This is a genomic window from Streptomyces sp. NPDC093089 (assembly GCF_044754405.1).
In the GTDB taxonomy this organism is placed as follows: Bacteria; Actinomycetota; Actinomycetes; order Streptomycetales; family Streptomycetaceae; genus Streptomyces.
Genome location: NZ_JBIVPA010000024.1, coordinates 71,647 through 91,787 on the forward strand (window position 1 = coordinate 71,647; position 20,141 = coordinate 91,787).

Here is a 20,141-nt window from a genome sequence, read left to right on the forward strand (position 1 = left end):
GCGGTGTGCAACAGGACTGGTGGATCTCCTCCAGCTAGTGGATCTCGTCCACCAGGACGTCCAGCGCCCCCGCCTTGCCGCCGTCCTCCACCACGTACCCCAGATCCCGCAGGGCCTCCGTCAGCTCCGCCGGCGACGCGGGCGCCGCGCCCGCCTCCAGGAGGCTCCGGACGATCCGGCCCTTCGTCGCCTTGTTGAAGTGGCTGACGACCTTCCGGGTCGGGGCGTGCAGCACGCGCACCGTCGCGGTCCGTGCCGCGACCTCGCCCTTCGGCTTCCACGCCGACGCGTACGCCGACGAGCGCAGGTCGAGGACGAGACCGTCCCCGGCCGCCTCCGGCAGCACCGACGCCATCGCACCCCGCCAGTGCGCGCCCAGCGCGCCCAGGCCCGGCAGCTTGACGCCCATCGAGCAGCGGTACGAAGGGATCCGGTCCGTCACCTTCACCGCGCCCCACAGCCCCGAGAACACCAGCAGGGACCGCTCGGCCCGCTTCCGGGCCGCCTCGTCCAGGGTCGCCAGGCCCAGCGCGTCGTAGAGGACCCCCGTGTAGACCTCGCCCGCCGGGCGCGCGCCCGCCGTCCGCAGCCCCACGTTCTTCGCGACCTCGCCGCGCAGCCCCTCGCTCAGGCCCAGCACCTCGCGCGCCTTCTCCTCGTCGGCGGCGCACAGCTCGACCAGCTCGTCCAGGACCGCCGCCCGCGCCTCCGCGAGCCCCGGCAGGGACAGCGACTCCGGCTTCAGCGGCGCCCCCCGCCCCGAGGAGGCCTTGCCTTCGGAGGGCGGCAACAGCACGAGCACGGTGTTTCTCCTTCGTCCGTACGGGGTGGGGGTGCGGCCCCGGCCGTCCAGCGTACAAAGTGCCGGGGGCCCCTCCGCGCCATACGCTCGGTCCATGCCACGCCGCCACATCCACGTGACCGGCGCAGCCGAGGCTCCGCTGCGGGCCGCCCTGCGCGCACTCCGTACCGAGCTCGCGATCCCCGAGGCCTTCCCGCCGGCCGTCCTCGCCGAGGCCGAGGAGGCCGCCAAGCACCCCCGCCTCCCCTCGTACGACGCGACCGACCTCCCCTTCTTCACCGTCGACCCGCCCACCTCCACCGACCTCGACCAGGCCATGCACCTGGCCCGCAGGGCCGACGGCGGCTACCGGGTCCACTACGCCATCGCCGACGTCGCCGCCTTCGTCGCCCCCGGCTCCGCGCTCGACGCCGAGGCCCACCGCCGGGTCCTCACCCTGTACTTCCCCGACGGCAGGGTCCCCCTCCACCCCGCCGTCCTCTCCGAGGGCGCCGCCAGCCTCCTCCCCGGCGAACCCCGCCCCGCCCTCCTCTGGCGCATCGACCTCGACGCCCAGGGGCGCCGGGTCGCCACCGACGTCCGCCGCGCCCTCGTCCGCAGCCGCGCCAAGCTCGACTACGAGACCGTCCAGCGGCGGATCGACGACGGCACGGCCGAGGAGCCGCTGGCCCTGCTCCGGGACATCGGGCGGCTCCGCGAAGCCCTGGAGGCCGAACGCGGCGGGATCTCCCTCAACGTCCCCGAACAGGAGATCGTCGAGACCGACCACACCTACTCCCTCGCCTACCGGGCCCCGCTCCCCGCCGACGCCTGGAACGCCCAGATCTCCCTGCTCACCGGCATGGCCGCCGCCGACCTCATGACCGCCGCCGGCACCGGCATCCTGCGCACCCTCCCCACCGCCCCCGACGGCGCCGTCGCCCGCCTCCGCCGCTCCGCCCACGCCCTCGGCGTCGACTGGCCGCACCACGTCTCGTACGCGGACGTCGTCCGCTCCGCCGACCCGGAGAACCCGCGGCACGCCGCCTTCCTCCAGGAGTGCACGACCCTGCTGCGCGGCGCCGGGTACACCGTCTTCACCGACGGCCACGTCCCCACCCCGGCCGTGCACGCCGCCGTCGCCGACGAGTACACCCACTGCACCGCGCCGCTGCGCCGGCTCGTCGACCGGTACGCGGGCGAGCTGTGCGTGTCCGCGGTGGCGGGCGACGAGCCCCCCGAGTGGGTACGGGCCGCCCTGCCGGCCCTCCCCGACGAGATGGCGGCCGGCTCCCGCCGCGCCAACACCGTCGAACGGGAGAGCGTCGACATCGTCGAGGCGGCGCTCCTGCGGGACCGGATCGGCGAGATCTTCGACGCGTACGTGATCGACGTCAAGGAGGGCGAACCCGCCGTCGGCACCGTCCACCTGGAGGACCCGGCGGTCGTCGCCCGCATCGCCGGCGGGGAGTCACGCCTGCCGCTCGGGGAGTGGCTGCGGGTCAGGCTCGCGGAGGCGGACCCGGGATCGGCGAAGGCGCTGTTCGCGCCCGCGTGAGCGCCGCGACCAGGGCGCGCGGGTCGTCGGCGTGCAGCCGGATCAGGCGGACGGGCCGGGGCGCGCCGAGCAGCCGGGGCGCGTCGACCGGCTCGGTCAGCTCGACCGTGACGGAGGTCTGCGAGCCGACGGCCAGGTTCAGTTCGCCGTCGGCCTTCCCGTGGGTGAAGAGCGACTCGTGGCGGACGGCCGCGATCCGGTCGACCGGGACCCGCACGTCGACGTGCGCGGCCTGCCGCACCCGCAGGACGCCCCCGCCGAGCGTGTGCGGCCGGGTCGCGGACGCGGCGTGCAGCCCGAGGACGAACAGCACGGTGTACACGTCCAGGACGAGGACGACCGCGTGCACGAGCGGCCAGTCGGCGAGCAGGTACGACATCCCGGCCGTCTCGACCAGGCACACGAACGCGAAGCCGTACATCAGCGCCGCCTGGTCCCGCGCGTGCGGGAAGACCCCGTCCGCGCCGTCCACCCCGTGCGGGCGCCGTGCCGCCCACCGGACCAGGCTCGCCATCAGGCGCAGCTCGTGCCCGATCAGCCGCAGCACCGGCTCGGGCACCAGCTCCGCGACGGCCGCCCGGCGGGAGAGCCCCCGCCGCCGCAGCCCCCGGTAGGCCAGGCCCTCCGCGAGCAGCAGTGCGACGGCGGCCGCCTCGGCGACGGCCCACACCGCCCCGGGTATCCGCACCCCGCCGACCAGCAGGACGGCGAGGACCACTTCGGCGGGGAGCGCGACGTACGCGAAGAGGCGGAGCAGCCGGACGGGCCGGGGGCGGCCGGCGGTCGCGTGCGCCGCCGCGCGGGAGCCCGTCACCGGTTCCGCCCCCCGCGCTCGCGGACCAGGCGGATCGCCAGGCGGACGGCCGCCGACTGGGCCGGGGCGAGGTCCGCGAAGAAGGTGTCGGCGACGGAGGAGCCGTCGCCCGACCCGGCGGGCGGGATGTCCACCCCCAGCTCGTCCGGCAGGCAGGCGGCGAGCATCCGGGCCGCCTCCGCGACCCGCGGATCGTCCGGCGCGGCCCCGGCGAGGGCGTCGAGCGCCGGGTACAGCTCGTGCGCGTGCTCCGCCGCTCCCCCGATCAGGCCGATCAGCCGGGCCCGCTCCTCCTCCGGCACGACCACGTCGAGCAGCGCCAGGATCTCCCGGTCCTTCGCCGCCATCGGCGACCCGGGCAGCTCGCCCAGGCCCGCGAGCAGCGCCGCGAGCTCCGCCGACACGGGCCCCTCGGCGGGCACCCGCCCGGCCCGCGCCTCCGCCAGCAGCGGGGCGAGCCGCTCCCGCCGCTCCCGGACGACCGCCTCCTGCCGCGCCAGGTCCTCCGCCAGCTCTTCGAGCACCTCCACGAGCCCCCTCCCCTCGTCGTCCGCCAGCACGTCCCGCACCTCGTCGAGACCGAGCCCCAGTTCGGTCAGCCGCCGGATCCGCGCGAGGAGCACGGCGTCCCGGACCCCGTACTCGCGGTATCCGTTCGCCCGCCGCGCGGGCTCGGGCAGCAGCCCCGACTGGTGGTAGTGCCGCACGGCCCTGGGGGTGACCCCCACGAGTGCGGCGATCTCGCCGATACGCATGCCGCCCAGTAGAAACCCTGACGCTGCGGCAAGGTCAAGCACCCGGCCCCCGGCGGGTAGCATGGTCGGCACGGCAGACGAGCCGGGCGGGCGGCCGCGTGGGGATCCCCGGATCTCCCCGAGGAACGTCCGGGCTCCACAGAGCAGGGTGGTGGCTAACGGCCACCCGGGGTGACCCGCGGGACAGTGCCACAGAAAACAGACCGCCGGGGGCTTCGGCCCTCGGTAAGGGTGAAACGGTGGTGTAAGAGACCACCAGCGCCTGAGGTGACTCAGGCGGCTAGGTAAACCCCACTCGGAGCAAGGTCAAGAGGGGACACCCCGGTGTCCCTGCGCGGATGTTCGAGGGCTGCTCGCCCGAGTCCGCGGGTAGACCGCAGGAGGCCGGCGGCAACGCCGGTCCTAGATGGATGGCCGTCGCCCCGACGACCGCGAGGTCCCGGGGCACAGAACCCGGCGTACAGCCCGACTCGTCTGTCGGCCATCGCGAGAAGGGCCCCGACCGGGTGGAGACCCGGGCGGGGCCCTTCGGCGTGCCGCCCGTCAGGCGAGGACCTCGATGGTCCACCGCGGGTCCCGGTCGTCGGTGCGGACGAGGACGGGCTTGGGGAGCGGGGAGCGGTCCTCGAAGAGGTCGCGGCCGAGGGGGAGGCCGTGCTGGTCGATGACGTAGGTGCCGGTGCGGAGGTCGGCGAGGGAGATGACGGTGGTGGCGCCGTCGGCGTCGAGGCGCTGGATCCGCCAGACGGAGGCGGGGGAGGCGTCGGGGCGGACGGCGGCCGGGGCGCGGCCGGTGCCCTCCGCGGCGATGGTCTCCTCGGTGCCCTTCGCGGTGAACCGGAAGCCGTCGGCCTCGCGGGTCACCAGCCACTCGCCCGCCCGCCCCCGGTCGGCCGGGAAGCCGACGAGGACGCCGCCCTCGACCCCGACCGGGGCCCCCTTGGCGTACAGCCTGACGACCTTGCCGGTGTCCGACATCGCTCCTCCTGGGTGTGTCGCGGATTTTGGGGCGATAGTGCCGGTTCCGCGTCGCGCGGGGCCAGGGAACACGCAGGACCTGGGGGGTGTCTTTCCGGTCAGGCCGTGTGGCGCTGAGAAGCCGTCAGGTCCCGGCGGCGCGGGCCGGGACGGCTGTCGGGGGGACCTCACGGCCGGGGCGTACGGGTGGCGGGGGCCGCCGGGTGTACGGGTGGGGCATGACGATTCCCGTGAACCAGCTCAGTGACCCCGCCGTGCGCGCCTTCGTCACGGCCCTCAACGCCAACGACCAGGAGGCCTTCCGGGCCGCGCTCGCGCCGGGCGCGACCATGTCCGACGACGGCTCGGAGCGGGACCTGGAGGCGTGGACGGAGAAGGAGGTGTTCTCCTCGCGGGGGCACATGGAGGTCGAGTCCGAGAAGGGCGACGGGCTCGTGCTCGTCGCCCGCTACCGCAACGACACCTGGGGCGAGATGCGCACCAAGTGGCAGTTCACCGTCGACGGAGGGAAGGTCTCCCGCTTCGAGACCGGGCAGGCGTAGCGGCCCGGGGGCGTCGGCCGGGGGTCATCCCCGGCCGACGTAGGGCATGGCGGTGGCCATGACCGTCGCGAACTGGACGTTCGCCTCCAGCGGGAGGCCCGCCATGTGGACCACGGTGGCGGCGACGTCCGCCGCGTCCATCACCGGTTCGACCGCCGTCCGGCCGTCGGCCTGGAGGATGCCGGTCTGCATGCGGGCCGTCATCTCGGTCGCCGCGTTGCCGATGTCGAGCTGGCCGCAGGCGATGCGGTACGGGCGCCCGTCGAGGGACAGGGACTTGGTCAGGCCCGTCATGGCGTGCTTCGTCGCCGTGTACGCGATGGAGTGCGGGCGCGGCACGTGGGCGGAGATCGAGCCGTTGTTGATGATGCGGCCGCCCTGGGGGCTCTGGTCCTTCATGGTCCGGAAGGCGGCCTGGGCGCAGAGGAACGCGCCGGTCAGGTTGACGTCGACGACCGCCCGCCAGGTGTCGGGGTCCAGGTCCTCGACGGGGACGCCGCCGCCCGCGAACGTACCGGCGTTGTTGAAGAGCAGGTCGACGCGGCCGTAGTGGTCGCGCACCGCCGCGAACAGGGCCGTGACCTCCTCCGCCGAGGTCACGTCCGTGGGGACGGGCAGGAAGTCCCCGGACGGCAGGGCCGCCGCCGTCCCGGTCAGCGCGTCCGCCCGGCGGCCCGCGAGGGCGACCGACCAGCCCGCCCCCGCGAGGGCCAGAGCCACGCTCCGGCCGATGCCCGATCCCGCTCCCGTCACCACTGCGATGCTCATGGGCGCGCAGCGTACGCGAGGCGCGTGCCCCGTGAACGCATCCGTCCGACACGTGGATGCCCGCCCCGTGGGTGCCCGGACGCCGGGCGCGCCGCCGGGAGCGCCTACACCCGTACGGCCGCGGCCTCGGACGGGTAGCGGACGCCGACGCGCTCGCGGACGGCGTCGAGGGTGCGCATCACGGCGAGGGAGCCGTCGAGGGGGACGAGGGGGGACTCGGTGTCGCCGGCGCGCAGGCAGCGCATGACCTCGGCGGCCTCGTGGCGGAGCGAGTGCGGGTCGTCCGCATTGGTGTGCTCCTCCGGCTCGGCGCCGTGGCGGTGCAGGGTGAACCGTTCGGGGAAGAAGAAGCCGCGCGGGACGTCGATGCGGCCGAGCGTGCCGGTCACGGACGCGGTGAGCGGGGTGTCCGCGACGAGGGAGCAGGAGAGGAGGGCTGAGGCGCCCGAGTCCCAGCCGAGCAGCATGCCGGTGTTGAGGTCGACGCCCTCGGGGGAGATCAGCGCGTGCGCCTGGACGGAGGACGGCTCGCCGAGCAGCAGCTGTGCGAACGACACCGGGTACACGCCGAGGTCGAGGAGCGCGCCGCCGCCGACCGCGGGGTCCCGCAGCCGGTGGCCGGCGTCGAAGGGGCCCGCGAGCCCGAAGTCGGCCTGCACGGTGCGGACCTCGCCGATGGCGCCGTCGCGGACCAGTTCGACGAGCCGGCGGATCAGCGGGTTGCAGTACATCCACATGGCCTCCATGAGGAAGAGGCCGCGGTCCCGGGCGAGGCCGACGAGTTCGGCCGCCTCCCGGGCGTTGAGGGTGAGGGCCTTCTCGCAGAGCACCGCCTTGCCGGCCTCCAGGGCGAGGCCCGCCGCGGCCCGGTGGGCGTGGTGCGGGGTCGCCACGTACACCACGTCGACGTCCTCGTCGGCGAAGAGCCCGGCCCATTCCCCGTACGCGCGCGGGATGCCGAACCGGTCCGCGAAGGCCCGCGCGGACGCCTCCGTGCGGGACGCCACCGCGACGACCTCGGCGCCGTCGAGCGTCAGCAGGTCCGTCGTGAACCGCTCGGCTATGCCACCCGTCGCCAGGATCCCCCAGCGCACCGCTTCTCCCATGCTGCCCATCCGTTCCCACGAGGTGCCGACCATGCCGATCGAGCTGAGAGCATAGGCAAGGTTTCAACGAAATGGAGCAGTCGATGCCCGAGAGCGACCAGAAGACAACACCGGGGCACATAACCGAAACGGCGCCCGCGGTGACCGCCACCCGGCGGACGGGGCTGCTCGTCACCCTCGTCCTGGGTGGACTCACCGCCCTGCCCCCGCTCTCCATGGACATGTACCTGCCGGCGTTGCCGCAGGTCACCGGCGCGCTGCACGCGCCTGCCGCGACCGTCCAGCTCACCCTCACCGCCTGCCTCGCCGGCATGGCCCTCGGCCAGCTCGTCGTCGGCCCCATGAGCGACAAGTGGGGCCGCCGCCGGCCGCTGCTCGCCGGCATGGTCGTGTACGTCCTCGCCACCGCCGTCTGCGCCCTCGCGCCCACCGCCGAACTCCTCATCGGCTTCCGGCTGCTCCAGGGCCTCGCCGGAGCCGCCGGCATCGTCATCGCCCGGGCCGTCGTCCGCGACCTGTACGACGGCGTCGAGATGGCCCGCTTCTTCTCCACCCTCATGCTGATCTCCGGAGCCGCGCCGATCGTCGCCCCGCTCATCGGCGGCCAGATCCTGCGGATCACCGACTGGCGGGGCGTTTTCCACGTCCTCACCGTCATCGGCGTCCTGCTCACCGTCGTCGTCTGGCGGTTCCTCGACGAGACGCTGCCGGCCGGGCGCCGGCAGCAGGGCGGGGTCGGCGCGGCCCTGCGGACCATGCGCGGCCTCGTCGCCGACCGGGTCTTCGCCGGATACATGCTGGCCGGCGGCTTCGGCTTCGCGACGCTCTTCGCCTACATCTCGGCCTCTCCGTTCGTCGTCCAGGAGATCTACGGCGCCTCGCCGCAGACCTTCAGCCTGCTCTTCGGCCTCAACTCGGTCGGCCTCGTCGCCCTCGGCCAGATCAACGGCAAGCTCCTCGTCGGCCGCGTCAGCCTCGACAAGGTCCTGGCCTGGGGCCTCGGGACGATCTTCCTCGCCTCGCTCGCGCTGCTCCTCCTGACGAGCGGCGCCTTCGGCGAGGCCGGCCTCTTCCCGATCGCCGCCTGCCTCTTCGTCCTGATGTCCGCGATGGGCGTCGCCCTGCCGAACACCAACGCCCTGGCCCTGATGCGCACCCCGCACGCCGCCGGATCGGCCTCCGCGCTCCTGGGCACCACCTCGTTCCTCGTCGGGGCCGTCGCCTCACCCCTCGTCGGCATCGCCGGCGAGCACACCGCCGTCCCCATGGCCGTCGTCCAGATCGTCTGCGCCGTCCTGGCCCTCGCCTGCTTCCTCGGCCTGTGCCGCCCGTGGCGGAACTCCCGCTCGGAGCTCTGACCCGGCGGGCGGTGTGGCACCGACCGCCACGCCGACCGCGATGTGACGATCTGCGGCATGTGTCACTACTGCGGATGCCGTGAGATCCCCCTGATCAAGGAGTTCATCGCCGAGCACGAGGCGATCACCGACCTCGCCGGGGACGCGGTCCGCGCGCTCGACGCGGGGGACCGGGAACGCGCGCGGCCCCTCGTGGAGCGGATGGCCGTGCTGCTGCTCGACCACTGGGCGGGCGAGGAGCGCGGCCTGTTCGCCGTCATGCGCGAGAACGAGGAGTACACGGCGTACGTCGACGCCCTCGCCCGCGAGCACCGCGAGCTCGCCGCCTTCCTGGCCGGGCTCGACCTCGACTCGGCCGCCCGGCGCGCCGAGTTCGTCCGCGCCGTCGACGAACTCCACGACCACATCGCCAAGGAGGAGGACGGCCTCTTCCCGGCCTCCCTGACCGAACTCACCGGCGAGCAGTGGGACCGCTCCATCGACGCCTGGAAGACGGTCCACGGCCGCTGAACCCGGCTCGGAGGGGCCACCGCACCCCGCCCGCCTAGACTGTCTCGGTGAACGCCTCCCCTCCCTCCGCCGAGTCCCTGCGCGCCGCTCTTGCCGGGCTCCTCGACGGGCTGCCGCCCCGCCAGGCGGCCAAGGCCGTCGAGCGGCTGATCGCCAACTACCGGGGGACCACCCCGACGGACGCCCCCGTGCTGCGCGACCGCTCCGACGTCGCCGCGTACGCCGCGTACCGGATGCCGGCGACCTTCGAGGCGGTACGGGGCGCCCTGGGCGCCCTGCGGGAGACCGCGCCCGACTGGGCGCCGCGTACGCACACCGACGTCGGCGGCGGGACCGGCGCGGCGAGCTGGGCCGTCGCCGAGGCGTGGGGGGAGGAGCCGCCGCGCACCACCGTCCTCGACTGGGCGGAGCCCGCCCTCGCGCTCGGCCGGGAGCTGGCTGCCGGGGCGCTGGACGCCGAGTGGCGGCGCGAGCGGATCGGCGCCGCCCTCGACCTCGCCGAAACCGACCTCGTCACCGTCTCGTACGTCCTCAAGGAGCTGACCGGGGCCGACCGGACGGCGCTCGTGGACGAGGCGGCGCGGGTGGCCCGGGCGGTCCTGATCGTCGAGCCGGGCACCCCCGACGGCTACGAGCGGATCATCGCGGCCCGCACCCGGCTCGTCGACGCCGGCTTCACCGTCGCCGCGCCCTGCCCGCACAGCGGGGCCTGCCCGATCGTGCCGGGCACGGACTGGTGTCACTTCTCGGCCCGGGTCAGCCGCTCCTCGCTGCACCGGCAGGTCAAGGGCGGTTCGCTGCCGTACGAGGACGAGAAGTACAGCTACGTCGCCGCGACCAGGTTCCCGGTGACGCCCGCCGTCTCCCGCGTCACCCGCAGGCCCCAGATCCGCAAGGGCCAGGTGCTGCTCGACCTGTGCGGCCCCGACGGACTGGCCAGGGACACCGTCACCAAGCGCCACGGACCCCTGTACAAGCAGGCCCGTGACGCCGAGTGGGGCGACTCCTGGCCCCCCGAGCTCGACGGATGATCGGCGAGACGGTCCTTACGGCCTGAGCTCCTGGGTGCAGCACTTCACGCTGCCGCCGCCCTTGAGGAGTTCGCCCAGGTCCATGCCGACCGGCTCGAAGCCGCGGTGGCGCAGCGGTTCGAAGAGGCCGATCGCCGCCTGCGGCAGGAGGACGTGCAGGCCGTCGCTGACGGCGTTGAGCCCGAGGGCCGCCGCGTCCTCCTCCGTCGCGATCAGCGCGTCGGGGAAGAGCCGGGCGAGGACCGCGCGGCTTCCGGGGGAGAAGGCGTCCGGGTAGTACATGACCTCGTCGCGGGTGTCGTCCAGGACGCACAGCGCCGTGTCCAGGTGGTAGTAGCGCGGGTCCACCAGTTCGAGGCCGATCACGGGGCGGCCGAAGAACTCCTGTGCCTCGTCGTGGGAGAGCGGGCTGGAGCGGAAGCCGCGGCCGGCGAGGATCCAGGAGGCGGTGACCGCGAAGTCGCCCTCGCCCTCGTTCACGTGCTCCGGGACCCGGACGGCGTCGTCCGCCCAACCGTTTCCGCGGAACCAGGCCAGGTGGGCGTCGGCCTCGCGCGCCCGCTCCGGGTGGGCGAACCTGGCGCCGAGGACCCGGCCCTCGACGACGGTGGCGCCGTTGGCCGCGAAGACCATGTCCGGCAGCGCCGGGTCGGGCTCCAGGAGCTCCACGGTGTGGCCGAGCGCGCGGTAGCGGTCGCGCAGGTCCTCCCACTGGGCGAGGGCGAGCGGCAGGTCGACCGGTTTGGTGGGGTCCATCCAGGGGTTGATGGAGTACGTCACCGTGAAGTGCGCGGGTGGGCACATCAGATAACGGCGGGGCGAGGACGTGCGCGGAGTGGGGCGCAATGAGGGCTCCTCACGGACGGGTGGACGGAAGAACCGAAGATCGGTGGACCCCATGGTCCGCTCTCGGCGGCCTTCGCGCAGTGGACCGTTCGGGTGGTTCGGGCCCGGCCCGGAGCGGCCGGCGCGGAGCGCGGACCTTGGCGAGACGTATCGTCTCGCTCGCTGCTAGATTGGGGCCATGTCCGAGCCCAGGCCCGCCAAGGCCGCCCCCGACGCGTCCCGCCGCAGCGAACGCTCCCGCCGCGCCATCTTCGACGCCGCCCTCGCCCTCGTCTCCGAGACCGGCTACGCGAAGACCACCATCGAGGGCATCGCCGCCCGCGCCGGAGTCGGCAAGCAGACCATCTACCGTTGGTGGCCCTCCAAGGCGGCCGTCCTCCTCGACGCCTTCCTCGACCTCGCCGCCCGCGCCAACGAGGCCCTGGGCGGCTCCGCCGACAGTGAGATCCCCGACACCGGGGACCTCGCCGCCGACCTCAGGTACGTGCTGCGCGCCACCGTCGACGAGATGAACGACCCCACCTTCGACGCCCCCACCCGCGCCCTCGCCGCCGAGGGGATCGTCGACCCCGAACTCGGCGCCCGCTTCACCGAGGCCCTGCTCGAACCCCAGCTCCGGTACTACGTCCGCCGCATCGAGGCCGCCCAGGCGGCGGGCCAGGTCGATCCGGACGCCGATCCCCGCCTCGCCGTCGAACTCCTCGTCGGCCCGCTCCACCACCGCTGGCTCCACCGCACCCTGCCGCTCACCCACGCCTACGCCGACGCCCTCGTCGACCTCGCCGTGCGCGGCCTCGCCCCGCGGTCCTGACGGCTCCGGTACATCTCGCGGGCACCCCGGTTCCGCACTCCGGTCACCCGGAGCGCAGGATGGTGGGACCATGGGCAGAGCCGAACGGGCGAGCATGAGGTGTGAGGGGATAGATGGGCGACGGTATCGGCCGCTACCGCGGCACGGAGAGCAAACTCGCACAGTGGCTGCGCAGGCGCCCCAAACGCACGGCGGCCGACGACGAGAACGAACGCGAGAAGCTGCTCCTGGCCACCGCCGCCGCCGGGCTGCCCCTGGCCCCCGCCGCGTACCCCGTCGGCTACAGCTGCTCCTGTGAGCGGATCGGCTGTCCGACGCCGGCCCGGCACCCCGTCTCCTTCGCCTGGCAGACGCAGTCGACCACCGACCGCGCCCAGATCGAGCGCTGGGCCAGGAACGAGCCCGCCGCGAACTTCGTCACCGCCACCGGCATGGTCCACGACGTCCTCGACGTGCCGCTGGCCGCCGGCCGCGCCGCCCTGGAGCGCCTCCTCGCGGAGGGCGTCGAGGTCGGACCCGTCGCCGAGTCCGCCGACGTCGACACGGTCGGCGGGCGCATGCTCTTCTTCACCGCCACCCGCGGCACCCCCGAGGACGAGGACGAGTGGTGGCCGTGTGAGCTCGACTGCCACCCCGAGACGATGGACGAGCACCCCGGGCTGCGCTGGCACTGCCGCGGCAGCTACGTGCTCGTACCGCCGGCCCGGCTCCCCGGGGACGAGGACGCCCATCCGGTCGTCGCCTGGGTCCGCGGCCCCGAGCACCCGCTGCCCGACCCGCTGAACCTCCTGGAGACCCTCCAGGACGCCTGCGCCCGCCACGCGGCCGAGCGCGAGGCGGACGGGGACGGCGGGCACACCGCCCACGAGATCGCCTGGCCGCTGACCCGCTGACCCGCTGGCCTGCTGACCCGCTGGCCTGCTGACCCGCTGGCCTGCTGACCCGCTGGCCTGTTGACCCGCTCGGCTCCGGCCGGTGGGTGGGGCCGCGAGCCCGCCCGGGTGGGGCTACGAGCCCACCGCGCCCACCACGCCCTGGAGCCGGCTCGTGACCGCGACGGCACCCTGGTCCGTGCCCGCCGGCTTCACCAGCACCGTCAGGCTGGACACCCACTCCCGGGTGACCGTGTTCTTGATCTCGCCGGTCAGCAGCGCCTTGACGTCGGGGCCGACCGTGGGCCGGTAGCCCTTCGCCGTCGTCTGCCGCTCGAAGAACCGGGTCGCGAAGAAGACGAACGCGCCGCCGTCCCGCGTCCGCAGCCCGAGCGGCGCGAAGTCGCCCCGGTCGGTGGGCTGGTCGAGGTACTGGGTGGCGATGCCCGGCCGCTGGGCGGTCTTCTGCCGCTGCTCCCGCCACTGCGTGGTGTGCGCGCCCGGCGCGAACGGACCCTGCCCGTCCTTCAGGAACGACACGAACGCCGTGCCGAGCTTCCCGGGCGCGACCGCCAGCGCGTCGCCGTCCGCGGCGACCGGCACCGCGTACCCGGCCTCCTCCGCGAACGCGGGCACCTCGCGCGCGCCGAGGATGGACAGGTAGGCGGCCTCCCACAGCTCCTCGGGCCCGTTGCGGACGAAGACCAGGAGCCAGCGCTGGTCGCCCGCGCCCCCGTCGACGTCCCGGTTGGAGTCGGTGTCCGCGACGAACCAGCGCGGCCAGCCCGCCTTCCGGGGCAGCGAGAAGCGCGCGTCCGTCAGTTCGAGGGGCTGGTGGTCCTTGTTGCCGCCCGGGGTGTTGACCGACCGCGCGCGCAGCCCCGCCTGGTTGATCGCCCCGAGGGGACCGGTGACCCTGTTCGCGTCCAGGGCCGGGTCGTACGCCTTGTCGGCGCGGTTGTAGGCGGCGGTGAAGTCGGCCAGGGCCTGCGCCGCCTCGGCCTGCGTCGCCGCCGGCAGCAGCGCCGTCTCGCCGTGCACCGTCACACAGCCGCTCGCGGTCAGCGCCAGGACGGTCGCCGCCGCCGTCGCCGCGAACAGCCGCGCCGGCCGGTGCACCCGCCCGTGTGCGAGCGGTCGCACCGACCTGCGTTCCGTCGATCCCGTCGTCAGTGGCTCAACCGGCAGTCTCGGCGTTCGCCGCAGCCTCAGCCTTCTCATCGGTCGCCTTCTGCTTCTTCACCCGCACGGACGGACCCGACCCTATCGGGGCCAGGAACAGTGCGAGCGTCGGGACCAGATACAGCGCCCACACCGTGACCTGAAGGACCGTCGGATCCGGCTGGAAGTTGAAGACGCCCTTGAGGAGGGTGCCGTACCAGCTGTCCGGCGGGACGGTCGACGAGATGTCGAAGGCCTTGTCCGCGAGGCCGTCGAGGAAGCGCGCCTCCTGCAGGTCGTGCACGCCGTACGCGAGGACGCCCGCCGCCACCACGACCAGCATGCCGCCGGTCCAGGTGAAGAACTTCGCCAGGTTGATCCTCAGCGCGCCCCGGTAGAACAGCCAGCCGAGGAGCACCGCGGTCAGCAGGCCGAGGAGCACGCCGGCGAGCGGCGCGTACGTGCCGTCCGAGGAGGCCCGCACCGACGCCCACACGAACAGCGCCGTCTCCAGGCCCTCGCGGCCCACCGCCAGGAAGGCGGTGGCGACCAGCGCGCCCGTGCCCATCTGCAGGGCCGCGTCCAGCCTCCCGTGCAGCTCGGCCTTGAGGTGCCGGGCCGTCCGCCGCATCCAGAAGACCATCCAGGTCACCAGGACCACGGCGACGACGGACAGCGAGCCGCCGAGCAGCTCCTGCGCCTCGAACGTCAGCTCCTGCGAGCCGAACTCCAGCCCGGCGCCGAAGGCCAGGGCCACGCCGACGGCCACGCCGATGCCGATCCAGATCGGCTTCAGCGCGTCCCGGCGCCCGGTCTTCACGAGGTACGCGATGAGGATGCAGACGACCAGGCTGGCCTCGAGGCCCTCGCGCAGGCCGATCAGATAGTTACCGAACACGTCGGTGCTCCTTCTCCGTCAGCTCCGTCACGAGAACAGCGCCCGGCCCCACCAGTCGTCCTTGTCGCGGACGCCCGGCGGAACGGCGAAGAGCGCCGAACCCACGTGCTGTATGTACTCGTTGAGCGCGTCGGCCTTGGCCAGCGAGGTCTGCACCGGGATGAAGCCGGTGCGGACGTCCTTCTGGTACGCCAGGAAGAACAGGCCTGCCTCCAGACGGCCGAGGCCGTCCGTGCCGTCGGTGAACGAGTAGCCGCGGCGCAGGATCGTCGCGCCGCTGTTGCCGTCCGGGTGGGCGAGCCGGACGTGCGAGTCCGGCTTCATCGCCTTCAGGAACGGCTCGTCGTGCTCCCTGGCCTTGCCGACGGGGGCGCCCTCGCGCTTGTCGCGGCCGAAGATGTCCTCCTGCTCGGCGAGCGGAGTGCGGTCCCAGGTCTCGACGTTCATGCGGATGCGGCGGGCGACGAGGTACGAGCCGCCGTCCATCCAGGCAGCGGCGCCCTCGGCGTCCTTGCCGGCGACCCACACGTGCTTCGCGAGCCGCTCGGTGTCGGTGCCCGCGATGTTGCGGGTGCCGTCCTTGAAGCCGAAGAGGTTGCGCGGGGTCTGGGCGTCCGGGGTCGTCGACGACGTCTTGCCGAAGCCGAGCTGCGACCAGCGCACCGCCACCTTGCCGAAGCCGATCCGGGCGAGGTTGCGGATGGCGTGCACGGCGACCTGCGGGTCGTCCGCGCAGGCCTGCACGCAGAGGTCGCCGCCGCTGCGCGCCGGATCCAGGTTGTCGCCCGGGAACCTGGGCAGGTCCACCAAGGCCCCGGGCCGCTTGTCCTTCAGCCCGAAGCGCCCGTCGAAGAGCGAGGGGCCGAAGCCGATGGTGAGGGTGAGACGGGAGGGCTTGAGCCCGAGGGCCTCGCCCGTGTCGTCCGGCGGAGCCTCCGGCAGGCCGCCGTACGCGCCCTCGCCGACCTCGGCGCCGGCCGTCATCCGCTCGGCGGCCCGCGTCCAGTCCTTGAGGAGCTGGACCAGCTCGGCGCGGTCCGTCGTCCGCACGTCGAAGGACGCGAAGTGCAGGCGGTCCTGCACGGCGGTGGCGATGCCGGCCTGGTGCGCGCCGTGGAACGGCACGGCCGCGCCGCTGTCGGCGACGGGGGCGGTGGAGTCCCCGTCGCGGGTGAGCACGGCGGCCGCGCCGCCGGCCGCGGCGGCACCGAGCGCGAGCCCGGCGCCGCCCCAGCCGATGACCGCGCGGCGGGAGGGCGCGGCGGCCTCGGCCGCCGGCCGCTCCTGGGTCTCCTCGGACATGTCCTGCTCCCGTCCCTGCTCTTCGGCTGCTACTTGACGACCGCGGCGGCGAGCTTGGAGAGCGGCTCGGCCAGCGCGTTGACGCCGTCGGACAGCTCCTTGCGCTCGGCCTCGCCGACCTTGTCGTACGAGGTGAAGACGTAGCTGTTCTTGTCCGTGCGGTACTTGTCGAGCAGCGTGTTCAGCGCGGCGAACTGCTTGTCGAGTTCGGCGACGAGCTTCGCGTCGTTCTTGGTGGCGACCGGCTTCAGCAGGTCGAAGGACTTCTGGGCGCCCTCGACGTTCGCCTTGAAGTCGACGAGGTCGGTGTGGGAGTAGCGCTCCTCCTCGCCGGTGACCTTGCCGGTGGCGACCTCGTCCAGGAGCTCCTTGGCGCCGTTGGCCATGGAGGTCGGGGTGATCTCGGCCTTGCCGACGCGCTTCACCCAGTCCGCGAGGTCCTTGTCGAGGAGGTCGGCGAGCTGCTTCTCGCGGTCGCCGATCTTCTTGTCCTGCCACAGCGCCTTCTCCAGGCGGTGCCAGCCGGTCCAGTCCTTCGCCGGGTCCTGGCCGTCCTCCAGGCCGTCCTCGCGGACGTCGACCTTGGGGTCGATGTCGCCGAAGGACTCGGCGACGGGCTCGGTGCGCTCCCAGCCGATGCGGGAGTCGGCGTAGGCCTTCTTCGCGCCCTCGACGTCACCGGCGCGGACGGCGTCGGTGAAGACCTTCACCTTGGGGAGGGTCTCGTCGGCCTGCGCCTGGACGTACTGGCGGTAGGCGGCGACGGCGGCGTCCATCTCGGGGGAGCGCTTTGCGGCTGCGGTGTCCTTGCCGGTCGCCTTGACCTGCTGGCGGATGCCGTCGCCCTTCATGCCGGGCTTGCAGGCGATGGCGTAGTCGCCGGCCTTGATCTCGGCGGTGATGGTGGCCTTGGTGCCGGGGCCGATGTTCTCGCGCTCGGTGACGATCCGGTCGTCCGGGAAGAGGACGTAGACCTCGGTGACCTTGGAGCCGCGGTTCTCGACGGCCAGCTTCACGTGGCCGGCGGGGAAGTCCTTCTTCGAGACCTCGCAGGAGTCGTCCTTGGCGACGACCGTGATGGTGCCGTCGCCGGCCTTGGAGTCGCTCTTCTCGGCGCAGCCCGTGACGGCGGTCAGGGCGGCCGCCGTCACGGCGGCGGTGACGACGGACAGGCGAACGGCTCGCATGAGGGCTCCAGGAACGCGGGGACGTGGGTGAGGCGAACCTAACTTAACCGAGGCTTACCTGAGCGATACCCGCCCGTCCAGTGATTCAGCTCTCAAGCCGGGCGACCTGGACACGGCAGGGTCACAGGGGCTTCATGGAGCCCTCATGGACTGGTCAAGGACTGGTCAAGCAAGGAGAATTGCCCCGGTTTCGCCGACGTGCCTGTACGGCGAGCGTCGCCCCCGTGCCACGAGGGCGCTCCCGTCCGCGGACGCGGGAACGCCTCCCCCGATCCGCGGGTGCGGCCCTGCCGCCGTACCGACGGGTGGTTGAATTCCGCCATGAACACGACCGCCACTGACATCGACGTCCTCCGGGTCTTCTGTACGGGCGACGGACGGCACGGCAACGCCCTCGGAGTTGTACGGGAGGGGCGCGAGTACCCCGACGAGGCCGTTCGGCAGGCACTCGCCAAGGAGCTCGGCTTCAGCGAGACGGTGTTCGTCGACGACCCGGAGCGCGGGATCATCGACATCTACACGCCCAGCGTGCGGCTGCCGTTCGCCGGCTACCCGCTCATCGGCGCCGCCTGGCTGCTCGACCTGGAGGTCGTCTGCCCGCCGGCCGGCGAGGTGTGGGTGCGCGGGGACGGGGAGTTCACCTGGATCGAGGCGCGGGCCGAGTGGGCGCCGCCCCGGACGCTCCGTCAGTACGGCTCCGCCGCCGAGGTGGAGGCCCTCGACGTGCCCGAGCCGGGCGAGTGGATCTACGCCTGGGCCTGGGAGGAGGAGGCCGCGGGCCGGGTCAGGGCGCGGGGGTTCCCCGGGCGCGGCGACGGCATCGACGAGGACGAGGCGACCGGCGCGGCCGCGCTGCTCCTCACCGCGGAACTGGGCCGGGCCCTGAACATCACGCAGGGCCGCGGCTCGCAGCTGCTCACCGCGCCCGGTCCCGACGGCATCGTGGAGCTGGGCGGACGGGTCCGCCTGGAGGGCACGCTCACGCGCTGAGGCATCTCAGTCCCAGAGGAACTTCCACGTCCTGGAACGGGTCCAGCGGTTCGCCCAGGAAGCGGTGTCGTTGCCGTCCGGGCAGTACGCGTACTGCTCGATCGCGGTCTCGGCCACCGCGGGCGATTCCTGCGGCGGCGAGGCCACGTCGAGGATCAGCACCTGGTCGGCCACGTACATGAGCTCGGCTCCGAACCGGTCGTGCCAGGTGTGCAGGAAGGCCGCGTGGTCCGAGTCGAGCATCGGCCGGCCTTCCGGCCCGTGGGACCAGGCGGGCGCGTACGGATACCCGGGCAGGATCCCCGGGACGGCCCAGCCGTCCCGGGTCTCCACCAGGCACAGCCAGCCCGGCCGGAAGTCGGTGACGCGAGCGGTCTCGGCCACGGGGGAGATCTGCTCGGCGAGCAGTTCCGCGTCGAAGTCCGCCCGCCACTCTTCCTCTCCCGCCTCGTCCTCCGCGTAGGACAGGCAGTCCTCAAGGGCCGCCGCCGTGATCTCGGCGACGATCTCACGGGGTGCCGTCACGGCCCGGTCGTCGAAGACGTCCGGCTCGGCGGGTTCCCCCGCCACCAGCTCCGCGGGGGACAGCGGGGAGAGCAGCGGGTGGAAACCCGTGCTCTCCCGCGCCGCCAACAGCTCCCGCCACATGGCCTCGGCACCGCTCTCGGTGATCCTGCGGCCCAGGACACGGGCTCCGGAACGCGAGCGGGCCTCTTCCACGCCTTCCCGAGGGACGGTGAATCCGGCCGTTCGGAGGGTTTCGACGATGTGGTCTGTGTCCATGGGGCGGGTCTCTGTCTTCCAGCTGGTGCTAGCGGAGGTTCTCGGTGATGTCGTAGTCGTCACCGATGATGCGGATACTGGTGAGGCCGACGGGCTTCTGGGTCGAATTCCGCACCTGGGTGATCGCGGATCTCGCCATTTCCTCGTCGTGGTCACGAAGGCGGACGATCACGGCGTCGGCACCCTGCTTCCAGCCGCTCTGGATCTCCTTGGCAATGGAGTTGCGCGGGTTCTTGCCCTGCGGCGAAAGGTCCTTGAACTCGGTACGGATCCCGTCGACCCAGGCGTCGAACGACCCGACCCCGCCGGGTGCCCAGCGTGACCTGGCTCTTCCCTCGCCCCGGGCGACCACGTTGTGGCCCTCCTTGGCGAGCTTCCACGCGACTTCGAACTCCTTATCCGTGAACTTGAGAGGGACGTCCTTGTTCTTCAGGTTGGGCTGACTCTCGTCGGCCCAGATCCAGGACTCGTCGATCCGGCTCAGGACGTCCTTGACGTGGTCGTCCCATCCGTCCGTCAGCTCGTAGCCGAAGAACTCGATGCCGTTCTCCTGGGTGTAGCTGTTCCACTTGCAGCCTATTCTCTCCCGGCCTGCGCCCCGGCAGCCCAACTCCATCGCGTCGCGGTACTTGTCCAGGACCTCGCCGTACTCGTGCTTCTCCAGCACCCAGATCTCGAAGAAGCGCTTCTCACGCTGCTTGTGCGCGAGCTTCTTGTTGGTTCGGGCCTTCCGGTCCGCCTGATCCTCGGTGGCGTGGGTGAGCGTCTTCTCGTACGGATCGTCCGTGAAGTCCTGACCGCCGACGTCCCAGCCGGTCGTGGTGCTGAACCGGCACGTCACGCCGAATTCGACGCACTCGGCCGGCTTGCGGCCGCTCGGGTCCGACAGATTGACGGGGTTGTTGTTGGAGTACGTGTACCCGTGGGTCTGCTGCGGGTCCGCCAGGTCCATGACGGGGTCGACGGAGACGAAGCGGCCGATGGCCGGGTCGTACTCGCGGGCGCCGAGGTGGGTGAGGCCGGTGTCGGCGTCCTTGGTGCCGCCGACGAAGCCCTTGTCGCCGCGCCAGGTGGCGGGCTGGGCGCCGCG

At 73.1% G+C, this 20,141-nt stretch carries 21 protein-coding genes and 1 other RNA gene; 9 read left to right on the forward strand and 13 right to left on the reverse strand.

From position 1 onward, the window contains the following. Positions 1-34: 34 nt before the first annotated feature. Positions 35-802 carry a peroxide stress protein YaaA gene (gene yaaA, locus ACIQFX_RS37775; RefSeq protein WP_402472803.1) on the reverse strand — a complete coding sequence of 256 codons (768 nt, stop codon included), beginning with the start codon at positions 800-802 and terminating at the stop codon, positions 35-37. Between the two features lie 94 nt (positions 803-896). On the opposite strand from yaaA, the gene ACIQFX_RS37780 reads away from it, so the two are divergent. Continuing rightward, a complete protein-coding gene (locus ACIQFX_RS37780) occupies positions 897-2,339 on the forward strand; it encodes an RNB domain-containing ribonuclease (protein WP_402472805.1) in 1,443 nt (480 codons plus the stop codon). Here ACIQFX_RS37780 and ACIQFX_RS37785 read toward each other — a convergent pair. Continuing rightward, positions 2,284-3,153, reverse strand: a complete 870-nt coding sequence (locus ACIQFX_RS37785; protein ID WP_402472806.1) for a hypothetical protein — start codon at positions 3,151-3,153, stop codon at positions 2,284-2,286. The two genes, ACIQFX_RS37780 and ACIQFX_RS37785, sit on opposite strands and share 56 nt — an antisense overlap. After that, on the reverse strand, positions 3,150-3,908 hold the full coding sequence (locus ACIQFX_RS37790; RefSeq protein ID WP_402472808.1) for a MerR family transcriptional regulator: 759 nt from the start codon (positions 3,906-3,908) through the stop codon (positions 3,150-3,152). The genes ACIQFX_RS37785 and ACIQFX_RS37790 overlap by 4 nt, the downstream gene beginning before the upstream one ends. Before the next feature lie 78 nt (positions 3,909-3,986). On the opposite strand from ACIQFX_RS37790, the gene rnpB reads away from it, so the two are divergent. After that, an RNA gene (rnpB, locus tag ACIQFX_RS37795) (RNase P RNA component class A) lies at positions 3,987-4,385 on the forward strand. Between the two features lie 66 nt (positions 4,386-4,451). Here rnpB and ACIQFX_RS37800 read toward each other — a convergent pair. Beyond that, positions 4,452-4,886, reverse strand: a complete 435-nt coding sequence (locus ACIQFX_RS37800; RefSeq protein WP_402472810.1) for a hypothetical protein — start codon at positions 4,884-4,886, stop codon at positions 4,452-4,454. Between the two features lie 218 nt (positions 4,887-5,104). Between ACIQFX_RS37800 and ACIQFX_RS37805 the strand changes: the two genes are divergently transcribed. After that, on the forward strand, positions 5,105-5,428 hold the full coding sequence (locus tag ACIQFX_RS37805; protein ID WP_376480672.1) for a nuclear transport factor 2 family protein: 324 nt from the start codon (positions 5,105-5,107) through the stop codon (positions 5,426-5,428). Between the two features lie 24 nt (positions 5,429-5,452). On the opposite strand, the gene ACIQFX_RS37810 is transcribed toward ACIQFX_RS37805, so the two are convergent. Beyond that, on the reverse strand, positions 5,453-6,196 hold the full coding sequence (locus tag ACIQFX_RS37810; RefSeq protein ID WP_402472813.1) for an SDR family oxidoreductase: 744 nt from the start codon (positions 6,194-6,196) through the stop codon (positions 5,453-5,455). Between the two features lie 104 nt (positions 6,197-6,300). Further along, entirely contained in the window at positions 6,301-7,302 is a 1,002-nt protein-coding gene (locus ACIQFX_RS37815) for a Gfo/Idh/MocA family protein (RefSeq protein ID WP_402472815.1), read from the reverse strand. An 83-nt stretch (positions 7,303-7,385) separates the two neighbouring features. On the opposite strand from ACIQFX_RS37815, the gene ACIQFX_RS37820 reads away from it, so the two are divergent. From ACIQFX_RS37820 to ACIQFX_RS37830, 3 genes are read left to right on the forward strand one after another with little or no spacing between them, the layout of a single operon-like run. Further along, on the forward strand, positions 7,386-8,660 hold the full coding sequence (locus ACIQFX_RS37820) for a Bcr/CflA family multidrug efflux MFS transporter (protein WP_402472818.1): 1,275 nt from the start codon (positions 7,386-7,388) through the stop codon (positions 8,658-8,660). A gap of 57 nt (positions 8,661-8,717) precedes the next feature. Then, the gene (locus ACIQFX_RS37825) at positions 8,718-9,170 is read left to right on the forward strand and encodes a hemerythrin domain-containing protein (protein WP_402472821.1); all 453 of its coding nucleotides are present in this window, start codon (positions 8,718-8,720) and stop codon (positions 9,168-9,170) included. Positions 9,171-9,217: 47 nt separating this feature from the next. Beyond that, the gene (locus ACIQFX_RS37830) at positions 9,218-10,201 is read left to right on the forward strand and encodes a small ribosomal subunit Rsm22 family protein (protein ID WP_402472823.1); all 984 of its coding nucleotides are present in this window, start codon (positions 9,218-9,220) and stop codon (positions 10,199-10,201) included. Positions 10,202-10,216: 15 nt separating this feature from the next. On the opposite strand, the gene ddaH is transcribed toward ACIQFX_RS37830, so the two are convergent. Further along, on the reverse strand, positions 10,217-11,047 hold the full coding sequence (gene ddaH / locus ACIQFX_RS37835) for a dimethylargininase (RefSeq protein WP_402472826.1): 831 nt from the start codon (positions 11,045-11,047) through the stop codon (positions 10,217-10,219). 178 nt (positions 11,048-11,225) lie between these two features. Between ddaH and ACIQFX_RS37840 the strand changes: the two genes are divergently transcribed. Next, a complete protein-coding gene (locus ACIQFX_RS37840; RefSeq protein WP_402472829.1) occupies positions 11,226-11,858 on the forward strand; it encodes a TetR/AcrR family transcriptional regulator in 633 nt (210 codons plus the stop codon). Between the two features lie 113 nt (positions 11,859-11,971). Continuing rightward, positions 11,972-12,751, forward strand: a complete 780-nt coding sequence (locus tag ACIQFX_RS37845) for a bifunctional DNA primase/polymerase (RefSeq protein ID WP_402472831.1) — start codon at positions 11,972-11,974, stop codon at positions 12,749-12,751. A 114-nt stretch (positions 12,752-12,865) separates the two neighbouring features. Here the strand turns inward: ACIQFX_RS37845 and ACIQFX_RS37850 are convergent, their stop codons facing one another. Genes ACIQFX_RS37850 through efeO form a run of 4 tightly spaced genes read right to left on the reverse strand, consistent with a single transcriptional unit; the run spans position 12,866 to position 17,278 of the window. Further along, on the reverse strand, positions 12,866-13,951 hold the full coding sequence (locus ACIQFX_RS37850; protein WP_402472833.1) for a hypothetical protein: 1,086 nt from the start codon (positions 13,949-13,951) through the stop codon (positions 12,866-12,868). Next, complete coding sequence (gene efeU, locus ACIQFX_RS37855; RefSeq protein ID WP_402472836.1) at positions 13,908-14,789, reverse strand: iron uptake transporter permease EfeU; 882 nt, start codon at positions 14,787-14,789, stop codon at positions 13,908-13,910. The genes ACIQFX_RS37850 and efeU overlap by 44 nt, the downstream gene beginning before the upstream one ends. Positions 14,790-14,816: 27 nt before the next feature. Beyond that, on the reverse strand, positions 14,817-16,091 hold the full coding sequence (gene efeB, locus ACIQFX_RS37860; protein ID WP_402472839.1) for an iron uptake transporter deferrochelatase/peroxidase subunit: 1,275 nt from the start codon (positions 16,089-16,091) through the stop codon (positions 14,817-14,819). Positions 16,092-16,120: 29 nt separating this feature from the next. Next, positions 16,121-17,278 carry an iron uptake system protein EfeO gene (gene efeO, locus ACIQFX_RS37865; protein ID WP_402472842.1) on the reverse strand — a complete coding sequence of 386 codons (1,158 nt, stop codon included), beginning with the start codon at positions 17,276-17,278 and terminating at the stop codon, positions 16,121-16,123. A gap of 321 nt (positions 17,279-17,599) precedes the next feature. Here efeO and ACIQFX_RS37870 point away from each other — a divergent pair, with 321 nt between their 5' ends. Beyond that, positions 17,600-18,268 (forward strand): PhzF family phenazine biosynthesis protein, encoded by a 669-nt coding sequence (locus ACIQFX_RS37870; protein ID WP_402472843.1) that lies wholly within the window; start codon positions 17,600-17,602, stop codon positions 18,266-18,268. A 6-nt stretch (positions 18,269-18,274) separates the two neighbouring features. On the opposite strand, the gene ACIQFX_RS37875 is transcribed toward ACIQFX_RS37870, so the two are convergent. Further along, positions 18,275-19,051 carry a DUF4253 domain-containing protein gene (locus tag ACIQFX_RS37875; protein ID WP_402472846.1) on the reverse strand — a complete coding sequence of 259 codons (777 nt, stop codon included), beginning with the start codon at positions 19,049-19,051 and terminating at the stop codon, positions 18,275-18,277. A gap of 28 nt (positions 19,052-19,079) precedes the next feature. Continuing rightward, on the reverse strand, positions 19,080-20,141 hold a 1,062-nt coding region (locus tag ACIQFX_RS37880), incomplete at its 5' end, for an RHS repeat-associated core domain-containing protein (protein ID WP_402472848.1).

Excerpts from the sequence above, each read along its gene's own strand:
- ACIQFX_RS37850 (WP_402472833.1), bottom strand. The coding sequence starts at position 13,951 with ATGAGAAGGCTGAGGCTGCGGCGAACGCCGAGACTGCCGGTTGAGCCA.
- ACIQFX_RS37825 (WP_402472821.1), top strand. The coding sequence starts at position 8,718 with ATGTGTCACTACTGCGGATGCCGTGAGATCCCCCTGATCAAGGAGTTC.
- ACIQFX_RS37840 (WP_402472829.1), top strand. The coding sequence starts at position 11,226 with ATGTCCGAGCCCAGGCCCGCCAAGGCCGCCCCCGACGCGTCCCGCCGC.
- efeO (WP_402472842.1), bottom strand. The coding sequence starts at position 17,278 with ATGCGAGCCGTTCGCCTGTCCGTCGTCACCGCCGCCGTGACGGCGGCC.
- ACIQFX_RS37815 (WP_402472815.1), bottom strand. The coding sequence starts at position 7,302 with ATGGGAGAAGCGGTGCGCTGGGGGATCCTGGCGACGGGTGGCATAGCC.
- ACIQFX_RS37790 (WP_402472808.1), bottom strand. The coding sequence starts at position 3,908 with ATGCGTATCGGCGAGATCGCCGCACTCGTGGGGGTCACCCCCAGGGCC.
- ACIQFX_RS37845 (WP_402472831.1), top strand. The coding sequence starts at position 11,972 with ATGGGCGACGGTATCGGCCGCTACCGCGGCACGGAGAGCAAACTCGCA.
- efeB (WP_402472839.1), bottom strand. The coding sequence starts at position 16,091 with ATGTCCGAGGAGACCCAGGAGCGGCCGGCGGCCGAGGCCGCCGCGCCC.
- ACIQFX_RS37870 (WP_402472843.1), top strand. The coding sequence starts at position 17,600 with ATGAACACGACCGCCACTGACATCGACGTCCTCCGGGTCTTCTGTACG.
- ACIQFX_RS37820 (WP_402472818.1), top strand. The coding sequence starts at position 7,386 with ATGCCCGAGAGCGACCAGAAGACAACACCGGGGCACATAACCGAAACG.
- ACIQFX_RS37800 (WP_402472810.1), bottom strand. The coding sequence starts at position 4,886 with ATGTCGGACACCGGCAAGGTCGTCAGGCTGTACGCCAAGGGGGCCCCG.
- ACIQFX_RS37810 (WP_402472813.1), bottom strand. The coding sequence starts at position 6,196 with ATGAGCATCGCAGTGGTGACGGGAGCGGGATCGGGCATCGGCCGGAGC.
- ACIQFX_RS37875 (WP_402472846.1), bottom strand. The coding sequence starts at position 19,051 with ATGGACACAGACCACATCGTCGAAACCCTCCGAACGGCCGGATTCACC.
- ACIQFX_RS37780 (WP_402472805.1), top strand. The coding sequence starts at position 897 with ATGCCACGCCGCCACATCCACGTGACCGGCGCAGCCGAGGCTCCGCTG.
- ACIQFX_RS37805 (WP_376480672.1), top strand. The coding sequence starts at position 5,105 with ATGACGATTCCCGTGAACCAGCTCAGTGACCCCGCCGTGCGCGCCTTC.